Source organism: Pseudorhizobium banfieldiae, assembly GCF_000967425.1.
GTDB classification, from domain to species: Bacteria; Pseudomonadota; Alphaproteobacteria; order Rhizobiales; family Rhizobiaceae; genus Neorhizobium; species Neorhizobium banfieldiae.
Genome location: NZ_FO082820.1, coordinates 1,509,956 through 1,527,347, shown reverse-complemented (window position 1 = coordinate 1,527,347; position 17,392 = coordinate 1,509,956). Strand labels below are relative to the sequence as shown.

The following is a 17,392-nucleotide window of genomic DNA, read 5'->3' as shown; positions in this document are numbered from 1 at the left end:
CTATTCAAGGAAAGTGATCGGGTTGACCGGGGTCGCGTCCTTGCGCACCTCGAAGTGGACCTGCGGACGCTTTGCGTCGCCGCTCATGCCGGAGCTGGCGATCGTCTGGCCGCGCGTGACCTTCTGCCCGCGGGATACGCTGAGGCTGCCGGCATGGCCGTAGACGGTGACCTTGCCGTCGTCGTGGCGCACCAGGACCGTATTGCCGAGCTGCTTCAGTCCGTTGCCGGCATAGATGACCACGCCGTTCTCAGCGGCCTTGATCGGCGTGCCTTCCGGAACCGAGATGTTGATGCCGTCGTTGCGGCTGCCTTCGACGTTCTGGCCGAAGCCGGCGATGACCGCGCCGTTGACCGGCCAGCGGTATTTGCCGATGCCCGTCGACTGCGGCGCGGCGGTCGTGACGTCCGACTTGACGGCCGCTTCGGAGACAGACGCTGTCTCGACTGGCTTCTGTGCCTCTGCGGGCGGCGTCTGCGCAACCGGTTTCTGGGCAGCAGGCGCCTCGGCCTGGACGGCTGGCTTCGAAGGCACCGATGCCGTCTGGACAGGATCGGTTGCGACGGGCGCCGACGAAGGCGAAAGGTTCAGGACCTGACCGATCCGGATGCTTTCGTTCGTCAGCCCGTTGGCCGCCTTCAGCTGATCGACGGAGAGACCATTGGCGCGGGCAATCTTCGTCAGCGTGTCGCCGGGCTGGACGGTGTATGTACCGCCAGCGCCGGCGGGCGGAGTCAGCTTGCCCGGCTGGGCGGTGGCCTTGTCGCGGGACTGCGCCGGCAAGACAGCAACCTTCTGCTCCTGCTGCTGGACAGGGGCCGGAGCCTTGTTCTGGAGGTCGATATCGCCGGCGGCGACCTTGGCGGAGTTGCTGGCCGGGCCAAACGTCGGAATGATGACCGACTGCCCGGCGACCAGGTTGCCATTGTTGGCGCGCAGGATCTCCCGCTCCGGGACACCATAGCGCCGCGACAGCGTCGCTGCCGATTCACCGGCCTTCAGGGTTACACGTGGTGCATTGACCGTCGACCAGCCCGATGTTTTCTTGACGGTACCGGTGGTCAGTTGATCCGATGCAGCGCCCTGCGGTGCCGGGCGCGCGGCAGTTGTCTGGGTCGACGGGAAAGGCTGCGCGAGAGCCTGCTGGCGCGTCGTCGCATCGACGCCTGCAGCAACCGCTCCTCCGGGAGGGGCCAGTTCCGTGCGCTGTACCGTCGCCGGAGCCGAGGCCGTACGTGCCGCCGAAGGGATGGAGACATAGTCACCGCCGGCCGCCGGATAAGGCTGCGACGGCGCAACGGTGCGGTTGCCGTATCCTCCGGCAGGCGCCGAAGCGACATCGCCACGAGGCACAGGCGCCTGACCATAGGCACCGCTGCCCTGCCGCTGCGGAATGGAAGCGGTAGTGAGGGGATCCGTGTCGGAGAACAGGCCGGAGAAGCGGGTGGCATCAGAACTGCAGCCAGTGGCAACGCTGGCGAGCAATACGGCACCTGCAATCCGGAGAATTGATTGACGGGACTTGAGCGAACTCTTGATACGCATGACTCGACCTAACGTGACGCAACCATCGTTAGGTCAGATTAAAACCTGTTAGTCTTACTGGCGGGTTAAAGTCCGGATATCGAATTTGATTTTTTGCTAATTTGGTAACCATGCCGCCGTCAGCGACGGCAAATGTCAAAGTGCTGCCGCAATATGAGGCACGAGCGGCAGGTAGGGCACGGGGAACAGATCCTCGCGGTCGAAGCGGCTTCCCGTCTTCGTGAGACGCATCATCATGCAGGTGCCGTCTTCCCGCATGAGCGGCGCAATCATCGCGCCGCCGGAGACGAGTTGCTCGGCATAAAAGCGCGGCATCGAGGTGAAGGCGCCGGTCACGAGGATGCGGTCGAAGGTTCCCTCGCCCGGCATGCCGTTGATGCCGTCCGCCTGCCGGATGACGATATTGCGCAGGGAAAGCTTATCCATGCGGCGCTGGGCGCCGGTGACCAGCGTCTTGTAGCGATCGACCGAAAGGACCCGTTCAGCCAGTCGGCCGAGCACGGCCCCGGTAAACCCGCTGCCGGTACCGATCTCGAGCACTCGCTGGCCGGGCTTCACCTGCAGATGGTGGAGGATCCGCACAGCGAGGTCGGCGCCCTCCATGAAGGCACCGCATTCGATGGGGGTGGTCCGTGCCGAATAGGCGTCGGCTGCTGCCGCTGTCGGTACGAACAGGGATCGCGGCGTCTGCTCGACGGCGGTAAGAAGATCAAGATCGGAAATGCCCTCGGCCCGCAGACGCAAGACGAGCGCGGCAAAACCTTCCTTCTCGACCATGCTGGACTTCAATCGGGCACTCCGAATCCAAGCGCTTCAGCGAGGCGATCCTGTACCGAATGGTCCGTCAGGTCCAGTTTGAGCGGGGTCACCGATATCCGGTTGTGCTTCACCGCGTGGATATCCGTGCCCTCGCGGAAGTGGCCAAGCCGCTCGCCAAACCTCAGCCAGTAGTAGGGAAGGCCACGGCCATCCCGCCGCTCGTCGATCGTCAAGCCGAAATCGAGCTTCCCCTGCGATGTCACCTGCACACCCCGGACATCCTTCGGGGCGCACTTGGGAAAGTTCAGGTTCAGGAAGGTTCCGTCCGGGAGTTCCACATCGCTCAGCTTGCGGATGAGATCGGGCGCATAGGCTTCCGCGGTCTCCCATGGGACGATGCGCCCACCCTCGGCGTCGTGCTGGTAGGCCTGGCTCAATGCGAACGAGCGGACGCCCTGCAGTGTGCCCTCGATTGCGCCGGCGATGGTTCCCGAATAGGTGACGTCATCGGCCATGTTGGCGCCGGCATTGACGCCCGACAGGACGAGATCCGGCTTTTCCGGCAGGACCTCGCGAATGCCCATGATGACGCAATCGGTCGGCGTGCCGCGCAGCGCGAAGTGCTTGTTGCCTACCTTGCGCAGGCGCAACGGCTCCGACAGAGTCAGCGAATGCGCAAGCCCGCTCTGGTCGGTTTCCGGCGCAACGATCCAGACGTCGTCGGACAATTGCCGGGCAATGCGTTCCAGCGCCGCCAGGCCTTCGGCATGGATACCGTCGTCGTTGGTGAGCAGGATGCGCATCAGGCCGCCCGCTCGATTCTGGTGATGCCGCCCATGTAGGGAAGAAGCGCATCCGGAACGCTGATCGACCCATCCTCGTTGAGATAATTTTCCATCACGGCGATCAGGCAACGACCGACCGCCGTGCCCGAACCGTTCAACGTATGAACGAACTTTAACGCCTTTTCGTCCTTCACGCGATAGCGGGCATTCATGCGTCGGGCCTGGAAATCGCCGCAGACCGAGCAGGACGAGATTTCACGGTAGGTATCCTGACCCGGCAGCCAGACCTCGATATCGTAGGTCTTCTGGGCGCCGAAGCCCATATCGCCCGTGCAAAGCGTCACGGTACGGAAATGCAGGCCGAGGCGCTTCAGGACAGTCTCGGCACATTCCGTCATCCGCTCGTGCTCGGCAATCGAGCTGTCGGCGTCGGTGATCGAAACCAGTTCGCACTTCCAGAACTGGTGCTGGCGCAGCATTCCGCGCGTATCGCGTCCGGCAGAACCAGCCTCGGAGCGGAAGGAAGGTGTCAGAGCCGTGAAGCGAAGCGGCAGCCTCTCCTGCTCCAGCGTCTCGCCCGATACCAGGTTGGTCAACGTCACCTCGGCCGTCGGAATCAGCCAGCGGCCGTCCGTCGTGCGGAACAGATCCTCCGCGAACTTCGGAAGCTGTCCCGTACCGTACATGGCCTCATCACGGACCATCAGCGGCGAGGAAACCTCGGTATAACCATGCTCCGTGGTGTGCAGGTCAAGCATGAACTGGCCGATTGCCCGTTCCAGCTTCGCCAGCGGGCCGCTAAGGACCGTGAAGCGGGCGCCCGAGAGCTTCGCCGCCCGCTCGAAATCCATGTAGCCGAGTTGCTCGCCGATCTCGAAATGCTCCCTGGCCGGGTGGTTCCAGCCTGGTTTCTGCCCGACGACGTGTTTTACCACGTTGTCGGCCTCATCCTTGCCGACCGGAACATCTTCGAGCGGAATATTGGGGATGCGCGACAGGGCATCGTCAAGCGCGGATACCACCTCCCGCTCCTCCTGCTCGGCGGCCGGCATGGTATCCTTGATCGTGGCGACTTCCGCCTTCAGCTGCTCGGCAAGTTCCATGTTCTTCTGCGCCATGGCGGCGCCGATGTCCTTGGAGGCCGCATTGCGGCGCGACTGCATCTCCTGGAGCTTCTGGATAACGGCACGGCGCTTGTCGTCGAGCGCCAGAAGCGTGGCAGCCGCAGGTTCGGCGCCACGTTTTGCAAGCGCTTCGTCCAGCGCCTGAGGATTGTCACGGATCCACTTGATATCGAGCATCGTTCCTGGCCTTTCGAGCGGAACGCAGCACTCTCGCGGGCAAGGCAGAAGGGCCTAGACCTCGTCCGTATCGGCAAGGTCCGACGCGGCAGGTTCGGCAAGAGCCTCCTCGGCGCGCTTGCGCTCGACGAGTCGCGCGGCGTAGATGGAAATCTCGTAGAGAAGGATAGTTGGCAGCGCAAGGCCGATCTGGGAAAGCGGATCGGGCGGCGTCAGCACGGCTGCCACGACGAAGGCGATGACGATGGCGAACTTCCGCTTGTCGCGCAGCCAGTCGCTGGTCAGCAAGCCCACCCGCGCAAGAAGCGTGGTGACGACCGGCAACTGGAACACCAGGCCGAATGACAGCACCAGCGTCATGATCAGGCTCAGATACTCCGAAACCCGCGGCAGGAGCGAGATTGCCATCTCGCCCTCTTCCGGGGCCTGCTGCATGGCAAGGAAGAACCACATCACCATCGGCGTAAAGAAGAAATAGACGAGCGCTGCTCCCATCAGGAAGAGGATCGGCGACGCAACCAGGAACGGCAGGAAGGCGGCGCGTTCGTTCTTGTAGAGACCCGGCGCCACGAACTTGTAGAGTTGTGAAGCGATGACCGGGAACGCGATCACCAGTGCTCCGAACATGGCCACCTTCACCTGGGTGAAGAAGAATTCCTGCGGCGCCGTGTAGATCAGCTCCGACTTTGTGACGTCCATGTCTGCCCAGGTCACTGCCCACTTGTAGGGCACGACCAGGAAGTTGAAGAGATCCTTTGCGAAGAAGAAGCAGACGAGGAAGGCGACAAAGAACGCGCCAAGCGACCACATCAGGCGTGTGCGGAGCTCCACCAGATGCTCGAGGAGCGGCTGCGGCTTGTCTTCGATGTCACCGCTCATGCGTCATCCTTCGGGGTATTGGCTTTCCTGGCAGGACGCTTGCGCGCTGCAGGCTTTGCTGCCGCGTCGGCGGACGCTGCGGGTGTCCTCGAAGCACTGCTGCTCTTTGATCTCCCGGCTGCTGCTGCGGCCGGCTTCTCAGCCGGCGTCGCTTTGGGCTTGGCCGCTTTCCGGACTGGCTTCTCCGCCTTGGCAGGCGCGGTGGACGGCGTCTCGGGCGCTTCGAAGAGAACCGGCGGCGTCGATGGCAAAGTCATGGCAGGCGCCGGCACCTTCACCGGCTCAGGCTGCTCTGCAGGGACAACGCCTTCGACCACCTTCTGCGCCTCGACGTCGGGCTTGCCGGCACCAGCCGGCTTGTCTGGCCGCGTCGATTTCTCCAGGTCGCTGCGGATGTCCTGTCCCACCTGCCGTAGCGGATTGATCGCGTCGCGCAGAGCGTTAGACGGATTGAGCTTCTGCGCATCCGTTATCGTCTTGCGCACCTCGTCCATCTCGGATTCACGCAAGGCTTCGTCGAACTGCGTCCGGAACTCGCCCGCCATCTTGCGTAGGGTGCCGGTCATCCGGCCGAACGCCCTCAACATCGGCGGCAGGTCCTTCGGACCGACCACGACGATGAGAATGATCCCCACTACGAGAAGCTCGGTCCAGCCGATATCAAGCATTCAACAAGGCTCCCCGAACCCGGTCCGAAAGATCAGGTCCGCGTGCTTTCCTTGGTATCCTCGGGCTTGTGCTCGACGGTCTTCGTCGTCTCAGGAGTATCGTCCTCGCTGATGCCCTTCTTGAAGCTCTTGATGCCCTTGGCAACATCACCCATCAATTCCGGAATCTTGCCGCGGCCGAAAAGCACGAGCACGATGACCAGAACGATCAGCCAATGCCAAACACTGAAGGAACCCATAACTGCAACTCCAATTTCGCTTGTCTCGATTTATGCTGTTTGATCCGCTTTTTCAAACACCAAAATGTCCTGTGGGGCGACGCTCAGGGTCACGTCGCTGATGTGCGGCGGCAGGAGATCCGCCCGGATGCGCGCCCGAACCGGTTCCTCGCGGCCGGAAACCGCCAGATTCAGCAGTTCGACGACACCCAGAAACCGCCGCGACCGGATCCGCGCCTCGATGGATCCCCCCTGCGGCATAACGCGCACATCCGAAAGTCGCACTGCAACGGAGACCTTCGACCCGTCGCTGAGGTCGTGTGCCGGTACAATACCAAGCGGTGTCTCGACCCGCCCACCGCTCACGATTCCCGAAAATTCGTTGATCTCCGAGAAGAAGGCGGCAGCGAAGAGATCCCGCGGCGCCTGGTAAAGTTCCTCGGCACTGCCGGCCTGGACCAGCCGCCCATCCCGCAGAAGCGCGATTCGGTCAGCCATCCGCATCGCCTCTTCCGCATCATGGGTCACAACAATGGCGGTAGCGCGGCTTTCGCGCAGGATTGCCAGCGTATCGGCGCGGATCGTGTCCTTCAGGCGCGAATCAAGGCCGGAGAACGGCTCGTCCATCAGCAGGACCCCCGGTCGCGGCGCGAGCGCACGGGCCAGTGCCACCCGCTGCTGCTCGCCACCGGAGAGGGCGTGCGGGTACTTCCCGGCGTAATGGGCGAGCCCTACCCGTTCGAGGGCGGCCCGGGCAGCAGCAGCCGCCTCATGGGCCGTAAGCGCCGTCAGGCCGAAGCGCACATTGTCCAGCACCGTCATGTGCGGAAAGAGTGCAAAGTCCTGGAACATCAGGCCGATGCCGCGCTTTTCGGGCGGCAGGAAGACCGAGGGACCTGCAGCTTCGCGACCGTCGATCACGACCCTCCCCCGGCTCTGGACCTCGATGCCAGCCGCTATGCGCAACAACGTGGTCTTGCCGGAACCGGATGGCCCCAGAAGGCAAAGAACCTCTCCGGGCTCGGCGGTCAGAGAAATGCCCCGGATCGTCTCCTTGCCGTGGTAGCTGTGATGGATATCCTCGAACGTCAGACGCGATGCGAACGAAACGCCTGCTGCCCGGCTTGTTTGTCTACCCTGGCTCTGGGAATCGAAGGTCATCGCATGCTCGCAGCTTCAAGCCCTTCGCCGGGCTTGCAAGAAAGATGACCTCATTCCTCTTCTTCACCACCCGGTGTCAAGAGACCCAGTTCTTCAAGATCGAGTTGCGTGATGGGATCCTCGTCCTCGGCCAGTTCATCGGACATCGACGGAATTGGCACCTGGAAGTTGGGCGGGATACGGCCAGACAACAGTCCCGCCCCCTTCAGTTCATCAAGGCCGGGCAGGTCCCGCAGCTCCTCCAGCCCGAAATGGTCGAGGAAATCCGGCGTGGTGCCGAGCGTCACCGGCCGTCCAGGAGAGCGTCTGCGGCCGCGGAAACGGATCCAGCCGGCCTCCATCAGCACATCAAGGGTCCCCCTCGACGTCTGGACGCCGCGGATTTCCTCGATCTCCGCCCGTGTCACCGGCTGGTGATAGGCGATGATGGCAAGGACCTCGAGAGCGGCCCGCGACAACTTGCGCAGCTCGTTGTCGTCCTTGCGGATCACGAAGGAAAGGTCAGGCGCGGTCCGGAACGCCCACCGGTCACCGCTCCGGACGAGGTTCACGCCGCGCGCGACGTATCGCTCCGCCAGCCCCTGCATTACCGTCGCGACCGGCGCGCCCTGCGGCAGGCGCTCCGCGAGGAAAGTTTCGGATACCGGCTCGGCAGATGCAAAGATGAGCGCCTCGGCAATGCGTTCGGCCTCCAGGAGGGAGACGGCATCGACCTGCGGACCGGCAGATCGTCCCTCAGGTTCCTGATCGGGGTGCTCAGAAGCCGTCAACGACCACCTCCGGAGCGACCGCGGGGTTGCGCCCCTGGCGCAGGTAGATCGGCTGGAAGGCGCCGTCCTGACGGATCTCCAGCTTGCCCTCGCGAACGAGTTCGAGGGAAGCGGCAAAGGCGCTTGCTGTCGCCGTCACGCGATCGTCTGCCGGGAGGTACTGGAGAAGATAGTGTTGCAGCACCGTCCACTCCGTGATCTCGCCCAGCATCCGGGTCAGCAGGTCCCGCGCATCCGAAAGTGACCAGACCTTGCGCTTCTCGATGGTGACCTGGGTGGTCGCATGGCGCTGCCGGATGTTCGCATAAGCCGAAAGGACATCGAACAGGCTGGCGTCATAGGCAGACTGGACGCGGTGCGGGATGTGTTCCGGAGCACCGCGTACATGAACATCGCGCCCCACGAGGTTGCGATTGATCAGCCGCGTCGCGGCCTCGCGCATCGCCTCAAGCCGCTTCAGGCGGAAGGCCAGCGTCGCCGCCATCTCCTCGCCGCTCGGCCCGTCCTCACCTTTTGCCTGCTGCGGGATCAGGAGCTTCGACTTCAGGTAGGCCAGCCAGGCGGCCATCACGAGATAGTCGGCAGCAAGCTCGATCCGCACGCGTCGGGCGCTCTCGATGAAGGCCAGATACTGCTCGGCAAGCGCGAGGACGGAGATGCGGGCCAGGTCCACCTTCTGGGAGCGTGCAAGATGCAGCAGCAGGTCGAGCGGCCCTTCGAAGCCGCCCACGTCGATCACCAGCGCCGGCTCATCCGCCGCCCGCTCGGGGGCGTCCTGCCAAAGCTGGTCCATGGGAATGGAACTCGGCGCGATGTTCATCCTCTTCCCCGACCAAGGTGCCGGTGTCAGGCGAGCGAGAGCAGGCTCCAGAACTCCTGACGCAGTGCGGCTTCATCCAATCCGTCGCCGGGACCAAAAGCGGCCTCAACGGCTCTGGCGCGCCGAAGGGCATCACCACCGAGTGGCCTGGCTTCTTCAACGACAGCCTTCATTTCCTCCATCATCCCGTTGCAATGCAAGATGATATCGCAGCCACCCCCAGCTATTCGCCTGGCGCGCTCGCCGATCGTCCCCTTCAGCGCGTTCATCGACGTATCGTCGGACATCAAGAGACCATCGAAGCCGATCCTGCCGCGGATGACCTCTTCGATGACCTTGGACGAGGTCGTCGCCGGCTGCTCGGGATCGATGGCGGTGAAGACGATATGGGCGCTCATCGCCATCAGCTCGTTCCTCAGCGCACGGAACGGCACGAAGTCATGCGCCTCGAGCTCCGGCAGGCTCGCAGCCACCACGGGGAGTTCGTGATGCGAGTCGGCCATGCCGCGACCATGGCCGGGAATGTGCTTCATGACCGGCAGAACGCCGCCAGCCTTGAGGCCATCCGCCGCCGCCTGCCCCATCTCCGACACCACGACAGGATCGAAACCGTAGGCCCGGTCGCCGATGACATTGCTGGCGCCCTGCACGGGTACGTCCAGCACCGGCAGGCAGTCGACGTTGATGCCGAGCTTCAGGAGGTCACAGGCATGCAAGCGCGACATCAGCCATGCCGCCCTCAGTCCCTTTTCCCGGTCCTGCGCGTAAAGCGCCCCCAGCTCGGCAGCAGAAGGGTATTTCTCGGCTAAAGGTGCGCGAATGCGCTGGACGCGCCCGCCTTCCTGATCGATCAGCACCGGTGCTTCAGGGCGCCCTACCGCGTCCCGCATGGCGGCGACCAGGTCAGACACCTGCGGGGCCTCACCGATGTTTCTCGCGAAGAGGATGAAACCCCATGGACGCTCGCTCCTGTATAGGGCGATTTCGTCGGCGGTCAGTACGGGGCCGCTCGCCCCCAGGATCATTGCTTTTGATTCGCTCATGCTCGGATCATAGACGCCCTGCGGGCAAAGGCGAATGCCATCCACCTGAAACGAAGATCGGGGCCGCAAGGACCCCGATCTTCACAGTCTATGCGACTTGCGTCATTTCGCGACAAGGCAGCTTCCGCCCGCAGCGCGATACTTCTCGCAGAGTGCCACGGCATCATTCTTGCTGCCCGCCGGGATGCGGACACGGTAGAACGTCCCCTTGCCGGCGATCTCGGCCTTCTTGATGTCGACGCCACGGCCGCCGATCACGGAGCCGAACTTCGCCGACAGGTTCTGGTAAGACTTTTGCGCGTCGGCTTCACTGGGCAGGGAGGCAATCTGGATGACGTAATCGCCCGGAGCAACCGCCGCCACCTGCTCGGCCGGCGCTGCCGCCGCCGGCTCCTGGGTCGGCTGGACATTTCCGCGATCGGTGACCGCCGCGACCACCTCGACTGGCTGTTGTGCCGGACGCATGGTCGGAACCGGCGCCGCCATGGCAGGTGCAGCCGGAGCATCAGCCGCCACATCAGTGATGGTCGACGTATCCGCGACCGGCGCCGATGCCGGAACGATGCCAGCGGCACCAACCGAATTCTCGGCCGGCGCAACGGCAACTGCCGTGTCGGGTACCGCAGCGACTTCTACCGTCTTCACGGAGGCGGCCGGAAGTTTGTTCGCATCCGGGGAAGCCGCCGGCTCGGAAACCACTGCGGACTCGACCGGCTGTTCCTGCTCGACCAGCGTCCCGTCAGGACGGACGATCATCGTTTTCACCCGCCGAGGCATGACCGCAACTGCTTGCTGATCGGCAGCGGAGGGCTGCTGCGCAACCCCCTCCTCGCTTGGCAGAAGGCGGTCTTCGCGCATCAGGCCCGGTGCAAGGTCCTCGTCGGCGGCAGCAACCTCCTGCCCTTCCAGCGGCAGCGAGTCCGTCATCAGCGTCCTCTGGACGACATCGACCGGCTCCTCGCTGGTGGAGATCAGCGCCTCCTGCTTCGGCGCCTCGACGGCTGCGCCTGCGACGCGGTCATAGACAGCCTTGTCCTGGTTCGGGACCGTCTTCCCTCCCGGGTTTTCCGGAAGCACCTTCACAGGATCAGTATCCGCTGCAATGACGATAGGCTCGCCGCTGCCCGCAACGGAGGAACCGTCGCCTGAGAAGAACGCATAGCCGATCGATCCGCCGATGATGACCACTCCGGCGACCGCGAGCGGTACGGCCATGGACGACAACCTCCTCCTGTCGCGCGCCGGCATGCGATCGTGGGCCGGCTCCTCGAAATCCGAGTAGGCTTCCTGGGGCGGCAGCGGCGCAGTGAGGCTGCGGCGGAAATCCTCTTCCAGTGCGCGCTCGAAATCGTCAAGGTCTGGATAGGCCGCAGCCGGCACCGCCTGGAAAGCGCCACCATCGGCAGCTGGACCGGGCTCTTCACTTGCAGGGTCCAGCGCAGGAGAGACGCGCAAGAGAGACGCAAGTTCGCCATCCAGATCAAAGTCATAGTCGTTGCGTTGCGGCGCTACAGGTTCCTCTTCCTCGATGTGGAGGTCAGGAACGTCCAGATGAACTACGGGCTCGGGATGGTCCTCCCCGTCCGTTATCATGGCGGGATCGAACGGAAGGTCATCGACTTCCGTCATGTCCGCCGTGGCTGCCACAGCGGCAACAGGATCGGGAGCGCGGGCCACCGGGGGTTCCGGGGCAATCGGCTGGGGAGCGGCCCGTGCGATCGGAGACCAGCTTGCCGTGTGCTTGACCGGCGCAGGCGCAACAGCGGTCTGTGGAGCCGGGGCCGAGGCAACCGGAGCAGCCGGCTTTGGCTCCTCGAACGGTGCGCGCTCATCATCCAGCAGGATATCGGAGAGATCGAATTCCAGATCCTCAAGCGCGAGCTCGAAATCGTCATCGATCGAAAGTTCGTCTACGACTGCCGGCTCGACCGACTGGGGTGAGGCTTCCGCGCCCTTCAGGCTTTCAAATGATGATTCGGCCGCAACGGCCTCATCAAGGCGCATGGTCTCCGCCCGCCTTTCCTGCGCGTCCGCGACTGGTGGCATTGGTGCGCCACGGAGGCCTTCCGGTACCGGATAGCGCGAGACATCGTCGATCAGTGCGTCGAGCGCAGACAGATCATCGGAAACAGCCATTTCGTCCGCAGCAACGGACTGAGAGACCATTTCGGGTTCTGGTGCAACGAGGCGCTCTTCGCGTTCTGCGACAGGAATAGAAGGTTTAGTGTCGAGCGGGGCCTGCGCGTCGAAGGACGCATCGGCAGGCGGGGTCGCGACGGCCTCCTTGCGAGCCTCATCCACTGCCGGTGCGGCGGCGGGCTCCGCAAGAACGTCAACACCTGTCGGCGCGACAGGCTGCCCGTCACGGACGACGTTGAAATTGGCAAGCGGCATGCGGAAACCGGGCGTATAACCTCGGGTCCGTGTCGGTTCTGGCTGCGCCACCTGGGGCGAAGCCTCGACGGCGCGGAACGGCGTCTCGCCGAGCGTCAGTTCGAGTTCATCCGCGAGATCGAAGTCAGTCGCCGCGTCGAGTTGCGACAACTCCGGAAGTGAGCCAAGGCCCTCACTGTCCATTTGCAGCTCAACATCCGCGGTCATTGCCTCATCGGCAAACTGCTGCGGCTCGGCCGGAACCGGGTCGTTCGCAGCCAACCATTCGGGTTCGGCCGTTTCAATAGGCTCCAGAGACGATGACAGAGCTGCTTCGTCCAGGACGGGCACCGGTTCGACTGGAGCGCCCGCGAGGGCCGACGGCTCCAAACGGTCTGCAGCTTGATGAGCACGCGGCGAGTCGTAGCGCTCGAACTCGCGCAGCAACTCTTCTTCGAGATTGAAGGCGGGCTCGCGGCGCTCCGTCACCGGCGGCCGCGGCACAAGACGCTCGTCGTAACCGACAATACGGGCGAGTTCCGCCAACGGGTCATCGTCAGCAAAGAATTCCGGAACATCATCCCGGCTACGCGCAAGGTTATCGTCTGCCATTACCTCGTCCACCCACCTACACTTACTCGGGGCATTGCCAGTGCTTTGTGGGGAAATGGTGGCGACGCTAGCGCATTTCATCCGGAGCGGCAGTGCCAGTAATGGCCAGACCCGACTTCAAAACAGACGCGACAGCGTGCACCAGCCCAAGTCTGGCAATGCTCAATTCTCGGTTCTTATCGTTAACAAAACGTAAGTCAGGCTGATCCTTGCCCTTGTTCCAATGGGCATGGAAGAAACTTGCCAGATCATAAAGGTAAAATGCAAGTCGATGAGGCTCCTGCGACTGTGCCGTCGCCTCAATTAGCCGTGGATATTCGGCGATCTTCGCGATCAACTGCATCTCGTGGTCGTCCTGAATGCGGTCGACAGATGCAGCAAGATCCAGCGAATCAATGTCGACATCCGGAAATGCCTCGCGCGCCTGGCGGAAGACCGACATGCAGCGGGCATGGGCATACTGGACGTAGAAGACCGGATTGTCCTTCGATTGCTCCGTCACCTTGGCAAAGTCGAAGTCGAGCGGCTCCGAGCTCTTGCGATAGAGCATCATGAAGCGGACCGAATCCCGGCCAACTTCATCGACGACTTCGCGAAGGGTCACGAAATCGCCGGAACGCTTCGACATCTTCACCGGCTCGCCGCCGCGGTAGAGCTTGACTAACTGGCACAGGAGGACGGTGAGCTTCGAACTTCCGCCCGAGATCGCACGGGCAAGAGCCTCCAGCCGCTTGACGTAGCCACCATGGTCGGCGCCGAGTACGTAGATCATCTCCTCGTAGCCGCGGTCGAACTTGTCCTTGAAGTAGGCGACGTCGGCCGCGAAATAGGTATAGCTGCCGTCCGACTTGATCAGCGGCCGATCGATGTCGTCACCGACCTCGGTCGAGCGGAAGAGCGTCTGCTCGCGATCCTCCCAGTCCTCCGGCAACTGTCCCTTCGGCGGCGGCAGCGTGCCGCGATAGACATGCCCCTTGAACGTCAGATCATTGATCGCGGTGCGGATGCGCTGCGCGCCGTCCGCATGGAGCGCGCGTTCCGAGAAGAAGACGTCGTGATGAACGTTGAGCGCTGCAAGATCCTCCCGGATCATCGACATCATCGCGTCGATCGTCCGATCCTTGACGAGCGGCATCCACTTGTCTTCCGTCATGTTGTGCAGGCGAACCCCGAATTCATCGGCAAGTGCCTTGCCGACCGGGACAAGATAGTCACCGGGATAAAGACCGGACGGGATCTCGCCGATCTCCTCCCCAAGCGCCTCCCGATAGCGGAGGAAGGCGGAGCGCGCCAGGACGTCGATCTGGCTGCCCGCATCGTTGATGTAGTATTCCTTCGTCACCTCGTAGCCGGCAAAGGCAAGAAGGTTTGCTAGGGCATCGCCAACCACGGCACCGCGGCAATGGCCGACATGCATCGGGCCCGTTGGGTTGGCGGAGACATATTCCACGTTCGTCTTGCGGCCAGCGCCGATGGTCGAGCGGCCGAAGTCGGTCCCTGCTCCGATCATGGCTGCCAGCAGCCGCTGCCAATAGGACTTGGTGAGCCTGAGGTTGATGAAGCCCGGACCGGCAACACTCACTTCGCTGACGTCGGGATCCTGCTTCAGCGCGGTGCAGACGAGATCTGCCAGCGCCCGTGGATTGGTCCCCAGCGGCTTCGCCAGAACCATTGCCGCATTGGTCGCAACGTCGCCATGACTGGCATCCCGAGGCGGCTCGACGGTGATACGGTCGAAATCGATCTCCGCGCGCTTCTCCCTGATCAGGTCGATGGTTTCGAGCGCGTTCTTGATGCGGGTCTCGAAGTCGGCGAAGAGATTCATGTCATGTTCTCCGCCGGGGGCGGATCCTTAATGAGGCGTTGCTGCTGGCGCGCTGCCTAACGCAAATCGGGAGTCCGGTCAAACAACTCGGCATGGGCCCTGACGGCGTAGGAGTCCGTCATTCCGGCGAGGTAGTCGCCGACATGCCGTGCCCGCGCCGGCTGCGACAACCCCTCCATGTGCTGCACCCAATAGTGGCTGCGCATCAGCGAGGGCTTGTCCATGTAGGCCTGGAAGAGATCGCCCACGATCTGCGCCGCTCCCGCACGGATGCGCATGATCTCAGGGTGCCGGTAGATGTGGGCAAACAGCAGCTTCTTGATCAGCCTGTCAGTCTCGGCCATGGCCGGCGAGAAGGTCGCGATCACCCGCCCAGCGGCCCGCACGTCGGCACAAGACTGTGGCCTGACCTCGCTGAGGTTCTGCTGGGCGCATCCGATCACGTCCTCGACCATTCGCGTGATCTGCCGACGCATAAGCTCGTGCGTGAACCGGCTGGGCTCAAGATGCGGGTAGCGGTCGCGGACCTCCTTCATCAGCCCCGCGAGGAATGGCACTTCCTCCAGCATCTCAAAATCCAGGTACCCGGCGCGCAGGCCATCGTCGATGTCGTGTGTGTTGTAGGCGATGTCATCGGCGATTGCCGCCACCTGCGCCTCGAGGCTCGCGAAGCTTGCCAGTTCCAGATCGTTGAGCTGGCAGTAGTCCCGTATCGGTTGCGGGACGGGACCACGCGTCCCCTCGCCTTCCGGCGTCAGCAGCGGCCCGTTGTGCTTGACGAGGCCTTCCAACGTCTCCCAAGTCAGATTGAGGCCGTCAAAATCTGCGTAACGCCGTTCGAGCTTGGTGACGATGCGAAGAGACTGCGCATTATGATCGAAGCCGCCGTAAGGCCTCAGAACCTCGTCCAATGCATCCTCGCCCGTATGGCCGAACGGCGTATGGCCGAAATCATGGACGAGCGCCACGCCCTCGGCGAGGTCCTCGTCAAGCTTCAACGCACGTGCGAGCGCACGGGCGATCTGTGCTACCTCGATCGTATGCGTGAGGCGCGTCCGGAAGTGATCGCCGTCCGGGCTGATGAACACCTGGGTCTTGTGCTTGAGACGCCTGAAGGCGGTCGCATGGACGATGCGGTCCCGGTCCCGCTGGAACTCGGATCGGGTAAGGCTTCCTCCCTCGGGAAACAGACGACCGCGCGAAGCCCACGGATTGGCCGCATAGGGCGCCTTCTCGCTGCCGCCATAGCCAAGTGCCTCCTTGTCGATCGTCATCAGTCCTGTAACCTCTCGCCCGCTCTCACGCCTTGCGGCCATTGACGTGCCATTTAAGCGTTCATACCTATAGTGCAATGCGGCCACAGCCGAGACTATCAAGCTTTCCCGAGCCTTGACCTCGGGCAGGAGACGAGATGACCAACCCGAACGTGACGCTTTCAGATGCGGCAGCCAAGCGTATCCGCGAGATTCTCGCCGGCGAAGAAGGTAAGCAGGCCTTGCGTGTTTCGGTGGAGGGCGGCGGATGCTCCGGCTTTTCCTACAAGTTCGATCTCGCCGATGCACCTGACGCCGATGACACGGTCATTGCCAATGGCGAGGCAAAGGTGCTCATCGACAGCCTCTCCCTCGTCTATATGGACGGCTCGCAGATCGACTTTGTTGACAACCTGCTCGGGCAGTCTTTCCAGATCAACAATCCGAACGCAGTCGCAAGCTGCGGCTGCGGCACCAGTTTCTCCGTCTAAGGCCGCTCTCGCCGCTGCATCTTCAGATCGGGCTTCCAAACGGCGCCGCCTCCGTTAAAAGAGAGCGGGACAGAGGAGCGGCGAGCGGATGAAGATAGCCACCTGGAACATCAACGGAGTGAAGGCGCGGATCGACAACCTCCGTCAGTGGCTGACAGATTCCGCTCCGGACATCGTTTGTCTGCAGGAAATCAAGTCGGTCGACGAGAACTTTCCGCGATTCGAGATCGAGGCACTCGGCTATCATGTCGAGACCCACGGCCAGAAAGGCTTCAACGGCGTGGCGCTGCTCTCCAAGACCCGCCCGGAAGAAGTGATCCGTGGCTTGCCGGAAGGCGACGGCGATGATCAGTCCCGCTACATCGAAGGTGTCTTTTCCGTGCAAGACGGCGCAATTCGGGTGGCCTCGATCTATCTGCCGAACGGCAATCCTGCCGATGATCCGGTCAAGTATCCGTACAAGCTGCGCTGGCTGGACCGACTAGCCAGGCATGCCGCCAATTGCCTCGCGTTGGAAGAACCGCTTATCCTGGCTGGCGACTACAATGTGATACCGGAGCCGCACGACTGCTACGATCCGGCCGCCTGGGCGACGGACGCGCTTTTCCTGCCGGAGACCCGGGCTGCATTCCGACGACTTGAGGCTCTTGGCCTGACGGATGCTGTTCGCGCCACCAGCGACGCGCCGAAGCTCTACACGTTCTGGGACTACCAGGCAGGCGCGTGGCAGAAGAACAATGGCATCCGCATCGACCACCTCATGCTGTCGCCGGAGGCTGCAGACCGGTTGCGCTCCACATCGATCGAGAAGCATGTGCGTGCGTGGGAGAAACCGTCGGACCATGTCCCGGTGACTGCGATCTTCGACTTCCAGACCGCCTGATCCTTC

At 63.0% G+C, this 17,392-nt stretch carries 16 protein-coding genes; 2 read left to right on the top strand and 14 right to left on the bottom strand.

Annotated elements, in window-relative coordinates; translation table 11 throughout:
* The 14 genes from NT26_RS07585 to NT26_RS07520 form a co-directional block, all read right to left on the bottom strand.
* On the bottom strand, nt 1–1,545 hold the full coding sequence (locus NT26_RS07585) for a peptidoglycan DD-metalloendopeptidase family protein (RefSeq protein ID WP_052638210.1): 1,545 nt from the start codon (nt 1,543–1,545) through the stop codon (nt 1–3).
* A gap of 135 nt (nt 1,546–1,680) precedes the next feature.
* A complete protein-coding gene (locus tag NT26_RS07580) occupies nt 1,681–2,322 on the bottom strand; it encodes a protein-L-isoaspartate(D-aspartate) O-methyltransferase (RefSeq protein ID WP_395517202.1) in 642 nt (213 codons plus the stop codon).
* Nucleotides 2,323–2,330: 8 nt separating this feature from the next.
* Complete coding sequence (surE, locus tag NT26_RS07575; protein ID WP_052638208.1) at nt 2,331–3,107, bottom strand: 5'/3'-nucleotidase SurE; 777 nt, start codon at nt 3,105–3,107, stop codon at nt 2,331–2,333.
* Complete coding sequence (serS, locus tag NT26_RS07570) at nt 3,107–4,390, bottom strand: serine--tRNA ligase (protein WP_052638207.1); 1,284 nt, start codon at nt 4,388–4,390, stop codon at nt 3,107–3,109. Before serS ends, surE begins: the two co-directional genes overlap by 1 nt.
* Before the next feature lie 54 nt (nt 4,391–4,444).
* A complete protein-coding gene (gene tatC, locus NT26_RS07565) occupies nt 4,445–5,269 on the bottom strand; it encodes a twin-arginine translocase subunit TatC (protein ID WP_052638206.1) in 825 nt (274 codons plus the stop codon).
* Nucleotides 5,266–5,937 carry a Sec-independent protein translocase protein TatB gene (gene tatB, locus NT26_RS07560; protein WP_052638205.1) on the bottom strand — a complete coding sequence of 224 codons (672 nt, stop codon included), beginning with the start codon at nt 5,935–5,937 and terminating at the stop codon, nt 5,266–5,268. The genes tatC and tatB overlap by 4 nt, the downstream gene beginning before the upstream one ends.
* A 32-nt stretch (nt 5,938–5,969) precedes the next feature.
* Nucleotides 5,970–6,176: a twin-arginine translocase TatA/TatE family subunit gene (locus tag NT26_RS07555; protein WP_052638204.1), complete on the bottom strand. Its 207-nt coding sequence runs from the start codon at nt 6,174–6,176 to the stop codon at nt 5,970–5,972.
* A gap of 30 nt (nt 6,177–6,206) precedes the next feature.
* Nucleotides 6,207–7,316, bottom strand: coding sequence for an ABC transporter ATP-binding protein (locus NT26_RS07550; RefSeq protein ID WP_052638203.1), 1,110 nt, complete (start codon nt 7,314–7,316; stop codon nt 6,207–6,209).
* Between the two features lie 50 nt (nt 7,317–7,366).
* Nucleotides 7,367–8,086, bottom strand: coding sequence for an SMC-Scp complex subunit ScpB (gene scpB / locus NT26_RS07545; protein ID WP_052638202.1), 720 nt, complete (start codon nt 8,084–8,086; stop codon nt 7,367–7,369).
* Nucleotides 8,073–8,879, bottom strand: coding sequence for a segregation and condensation protein A (locus tag NT26_RS07540; protein WP_052641947.1), 807 nt, complete (start codon nt 8,877–8,879; stop codon nt 8,073–8,075). Before NT26_RS07540 ends, scpB begins: the two co-directional genes overlap by 14 nt.
* Nucleotides 8,880–8,932: 53 nt before the next feature.
* Nucleotides 8,933–9,949 (bottom strand): beta-N-acetylhexosaminidase, encoded by a 1,017-nt coding sequence (gene nagZ, locus NT26_RS07535; protein ID WP_052641945.1) that lies wholly within the window; start codon nt 9,947–9,949, stop codon nt 8,933–8,935.
* A 102-nt stretch (nt 9,950–10,051) separates the two neighbouring features.
* A complete protein-coding gene (locus NT26_RS07530) occupies nt 10,052–12,934 on the bottom strand; it encodes an SPOR domain-containing protein (protein WP_052638201.1) in 2,883 nt (960 codons plus the stop codon).
* Nucleotides 12,935–13,001: 67 nt separating this feature from the next.
* Nucleotides 13,002–14,759, bottom strand: coding sequence for an arginine--tRNA ligase (gene argS / locus NT26_RS07525; protein ID WP_052638200.1), 1,758 nt, complete (start codon nt 14,757–14,759; stop codon nt 13,002–13,004).
* Nucleotides 14,760–14,815: 56 nt separating this feature from the next.
* On the bottom strand, nt 14,816–16,033 hold the full coding sequence (locus NT26_RS07520) for a deoxyguanosinetriphosphate triphosphohydrolase (RefSeq protein ID WP_052638199.1): 1,218 nt from the start codon (nt 16,031–16,033) through the stop codon (nt 14,816–14,818).
* A gap of 137 nt (nt 16,034–16,170) precedes the next feature.
* Here NT26_RS07520 and erpA point away from each other — a divergent pair, with 137 nt between their 5' ends.
* Nucleotides 16,171–16,503 (top strand): iron-sulfur cluster insertion protein ErpA, encoded by a 333-nt coding sequence (erpA, locus tag NT26_RS07515; RefSeq protein WP_052638198.1) that lies wholly within the window; start codon nt 16,171–16,173, stop codon nt 16,501–16,503.
* Nucleotides 16,504–16,591: 88 nt separating this feature from the next.
* Nucleotides 16,592–17,386: an exodeoxyribonuclease III gene (gene xth, locus NT26_RS07510; protein WP_052638197.1), complete on the top strand. Its 795-nt coding sequence runs from the start codon at nt 16,592–16,594 to the stop codon at nt 17,384–17,386.
* The last annotated feature ends 6 nt before the right edge of the window (nt 17,387–17,392 follow it).

Bases quoted from the DNA above. Each gene is read 5' to 3' on its own strand.
- NT26_RS07555 (WP_052638204.1), bottom strand. From the start codon at position 6,176: ATGGGTTCCTTCAGTGTTTGGCATTGGCTGATCGTTCTGGTCATCGTG.
- NT26_RS07580 (WP_395517202.1), bottom strand. From the start codon at position 2,322: ATGGTCGAGAAGGAAGGTTTTGCCGCGCTCGTCTTGCGTCTGCGGGCC.
- argS (WP_052638200.1), bottom strand. From the start codon at position 14,759: ATGAATCTCTTCGCCGACTTCGAGACCCGCATCAAGAACGCGCTCGAA.
- surE (WP_052638208.1), bottom strand. From the start codon at position 3,107: ATGCGCATCCTGCTCACCAACGACGACGGTATCCATGCCGAAGGCCTG.
- xth (WP_052638197.1), top strand. From the start codon at position 16,592: ATGAAGATAGCCACCTGGAACATCAACGGAGTGAAGGCGCGGATCGAC.
- NT26_RS07520 (WP_052638199.1), bottom strand. From the start codon at position 16,033: ATGACGATCGACAAGGAGGCACTTGGCTATGGCGGCAGCGAGAAGGCG.
- NT26_RS07540 (WP_052641947.1), bottom strand. From the start codon at position 8,879: ATGGACCAGCTTTGGCAGGACGCCCCCGAGCGGGCGGCGGATGAGCCG.
- NT26_RS07585 (WP_052638210.1), bottom strand. From the start codon at position 1,545: ATGCGTATCAAGAGTTCGCTCAAGTCCCGTCAATCAATTCTCCGGATT.
- erpA (WP_052638198.1), top strand. From the start codon at position 16,171: ATGACCAACCCGAACGTGACGCTTTCAGATGCGGCAGCCAAGCGTATC.
- NT26_RS07550 (WP_052638203.1), bottom strand. From the start codon at position 7,316: ATGACCTTCGATTCCCAGAGCCAGGGTAGACAAACAAGCCGGGCAGCA.
- tatB (WP_052638205.1), bottom strand. From the start codon at position 5,937: ATGCTTGATATCGGCTGGACCGAGCTTCTCGTAGTGGGGATCATTCTC.
- tatC (WP_052638206.1), bottom strand. From the start codon at position 5,269: ATGAGCGGTGACATCGAAGACAAGCCGCAGCCGCTCCTCGAGCATCTG.
- nagZ (WP_052641945.1), bottom strand. From the start codon at position 9,949: ATGAGCGAATCAAAAGCAATGATCCTGGGGGCGAGCGGCCCCGTACTG.
- NT26_RS07530 (WP_052638201.1), bottom strand. From the start codon at position 12,934: ATGGCAGACGATAACCTTGCGCGTAGCCGGGATGATGTTCCGGAATTC.
- serS (WP_052638207.1), bottom strand. From the start codon at position 4,390: ATGCTCGATATCAAGTGGATCCGTGACAATCCTCAGGCGCTGGACGAA.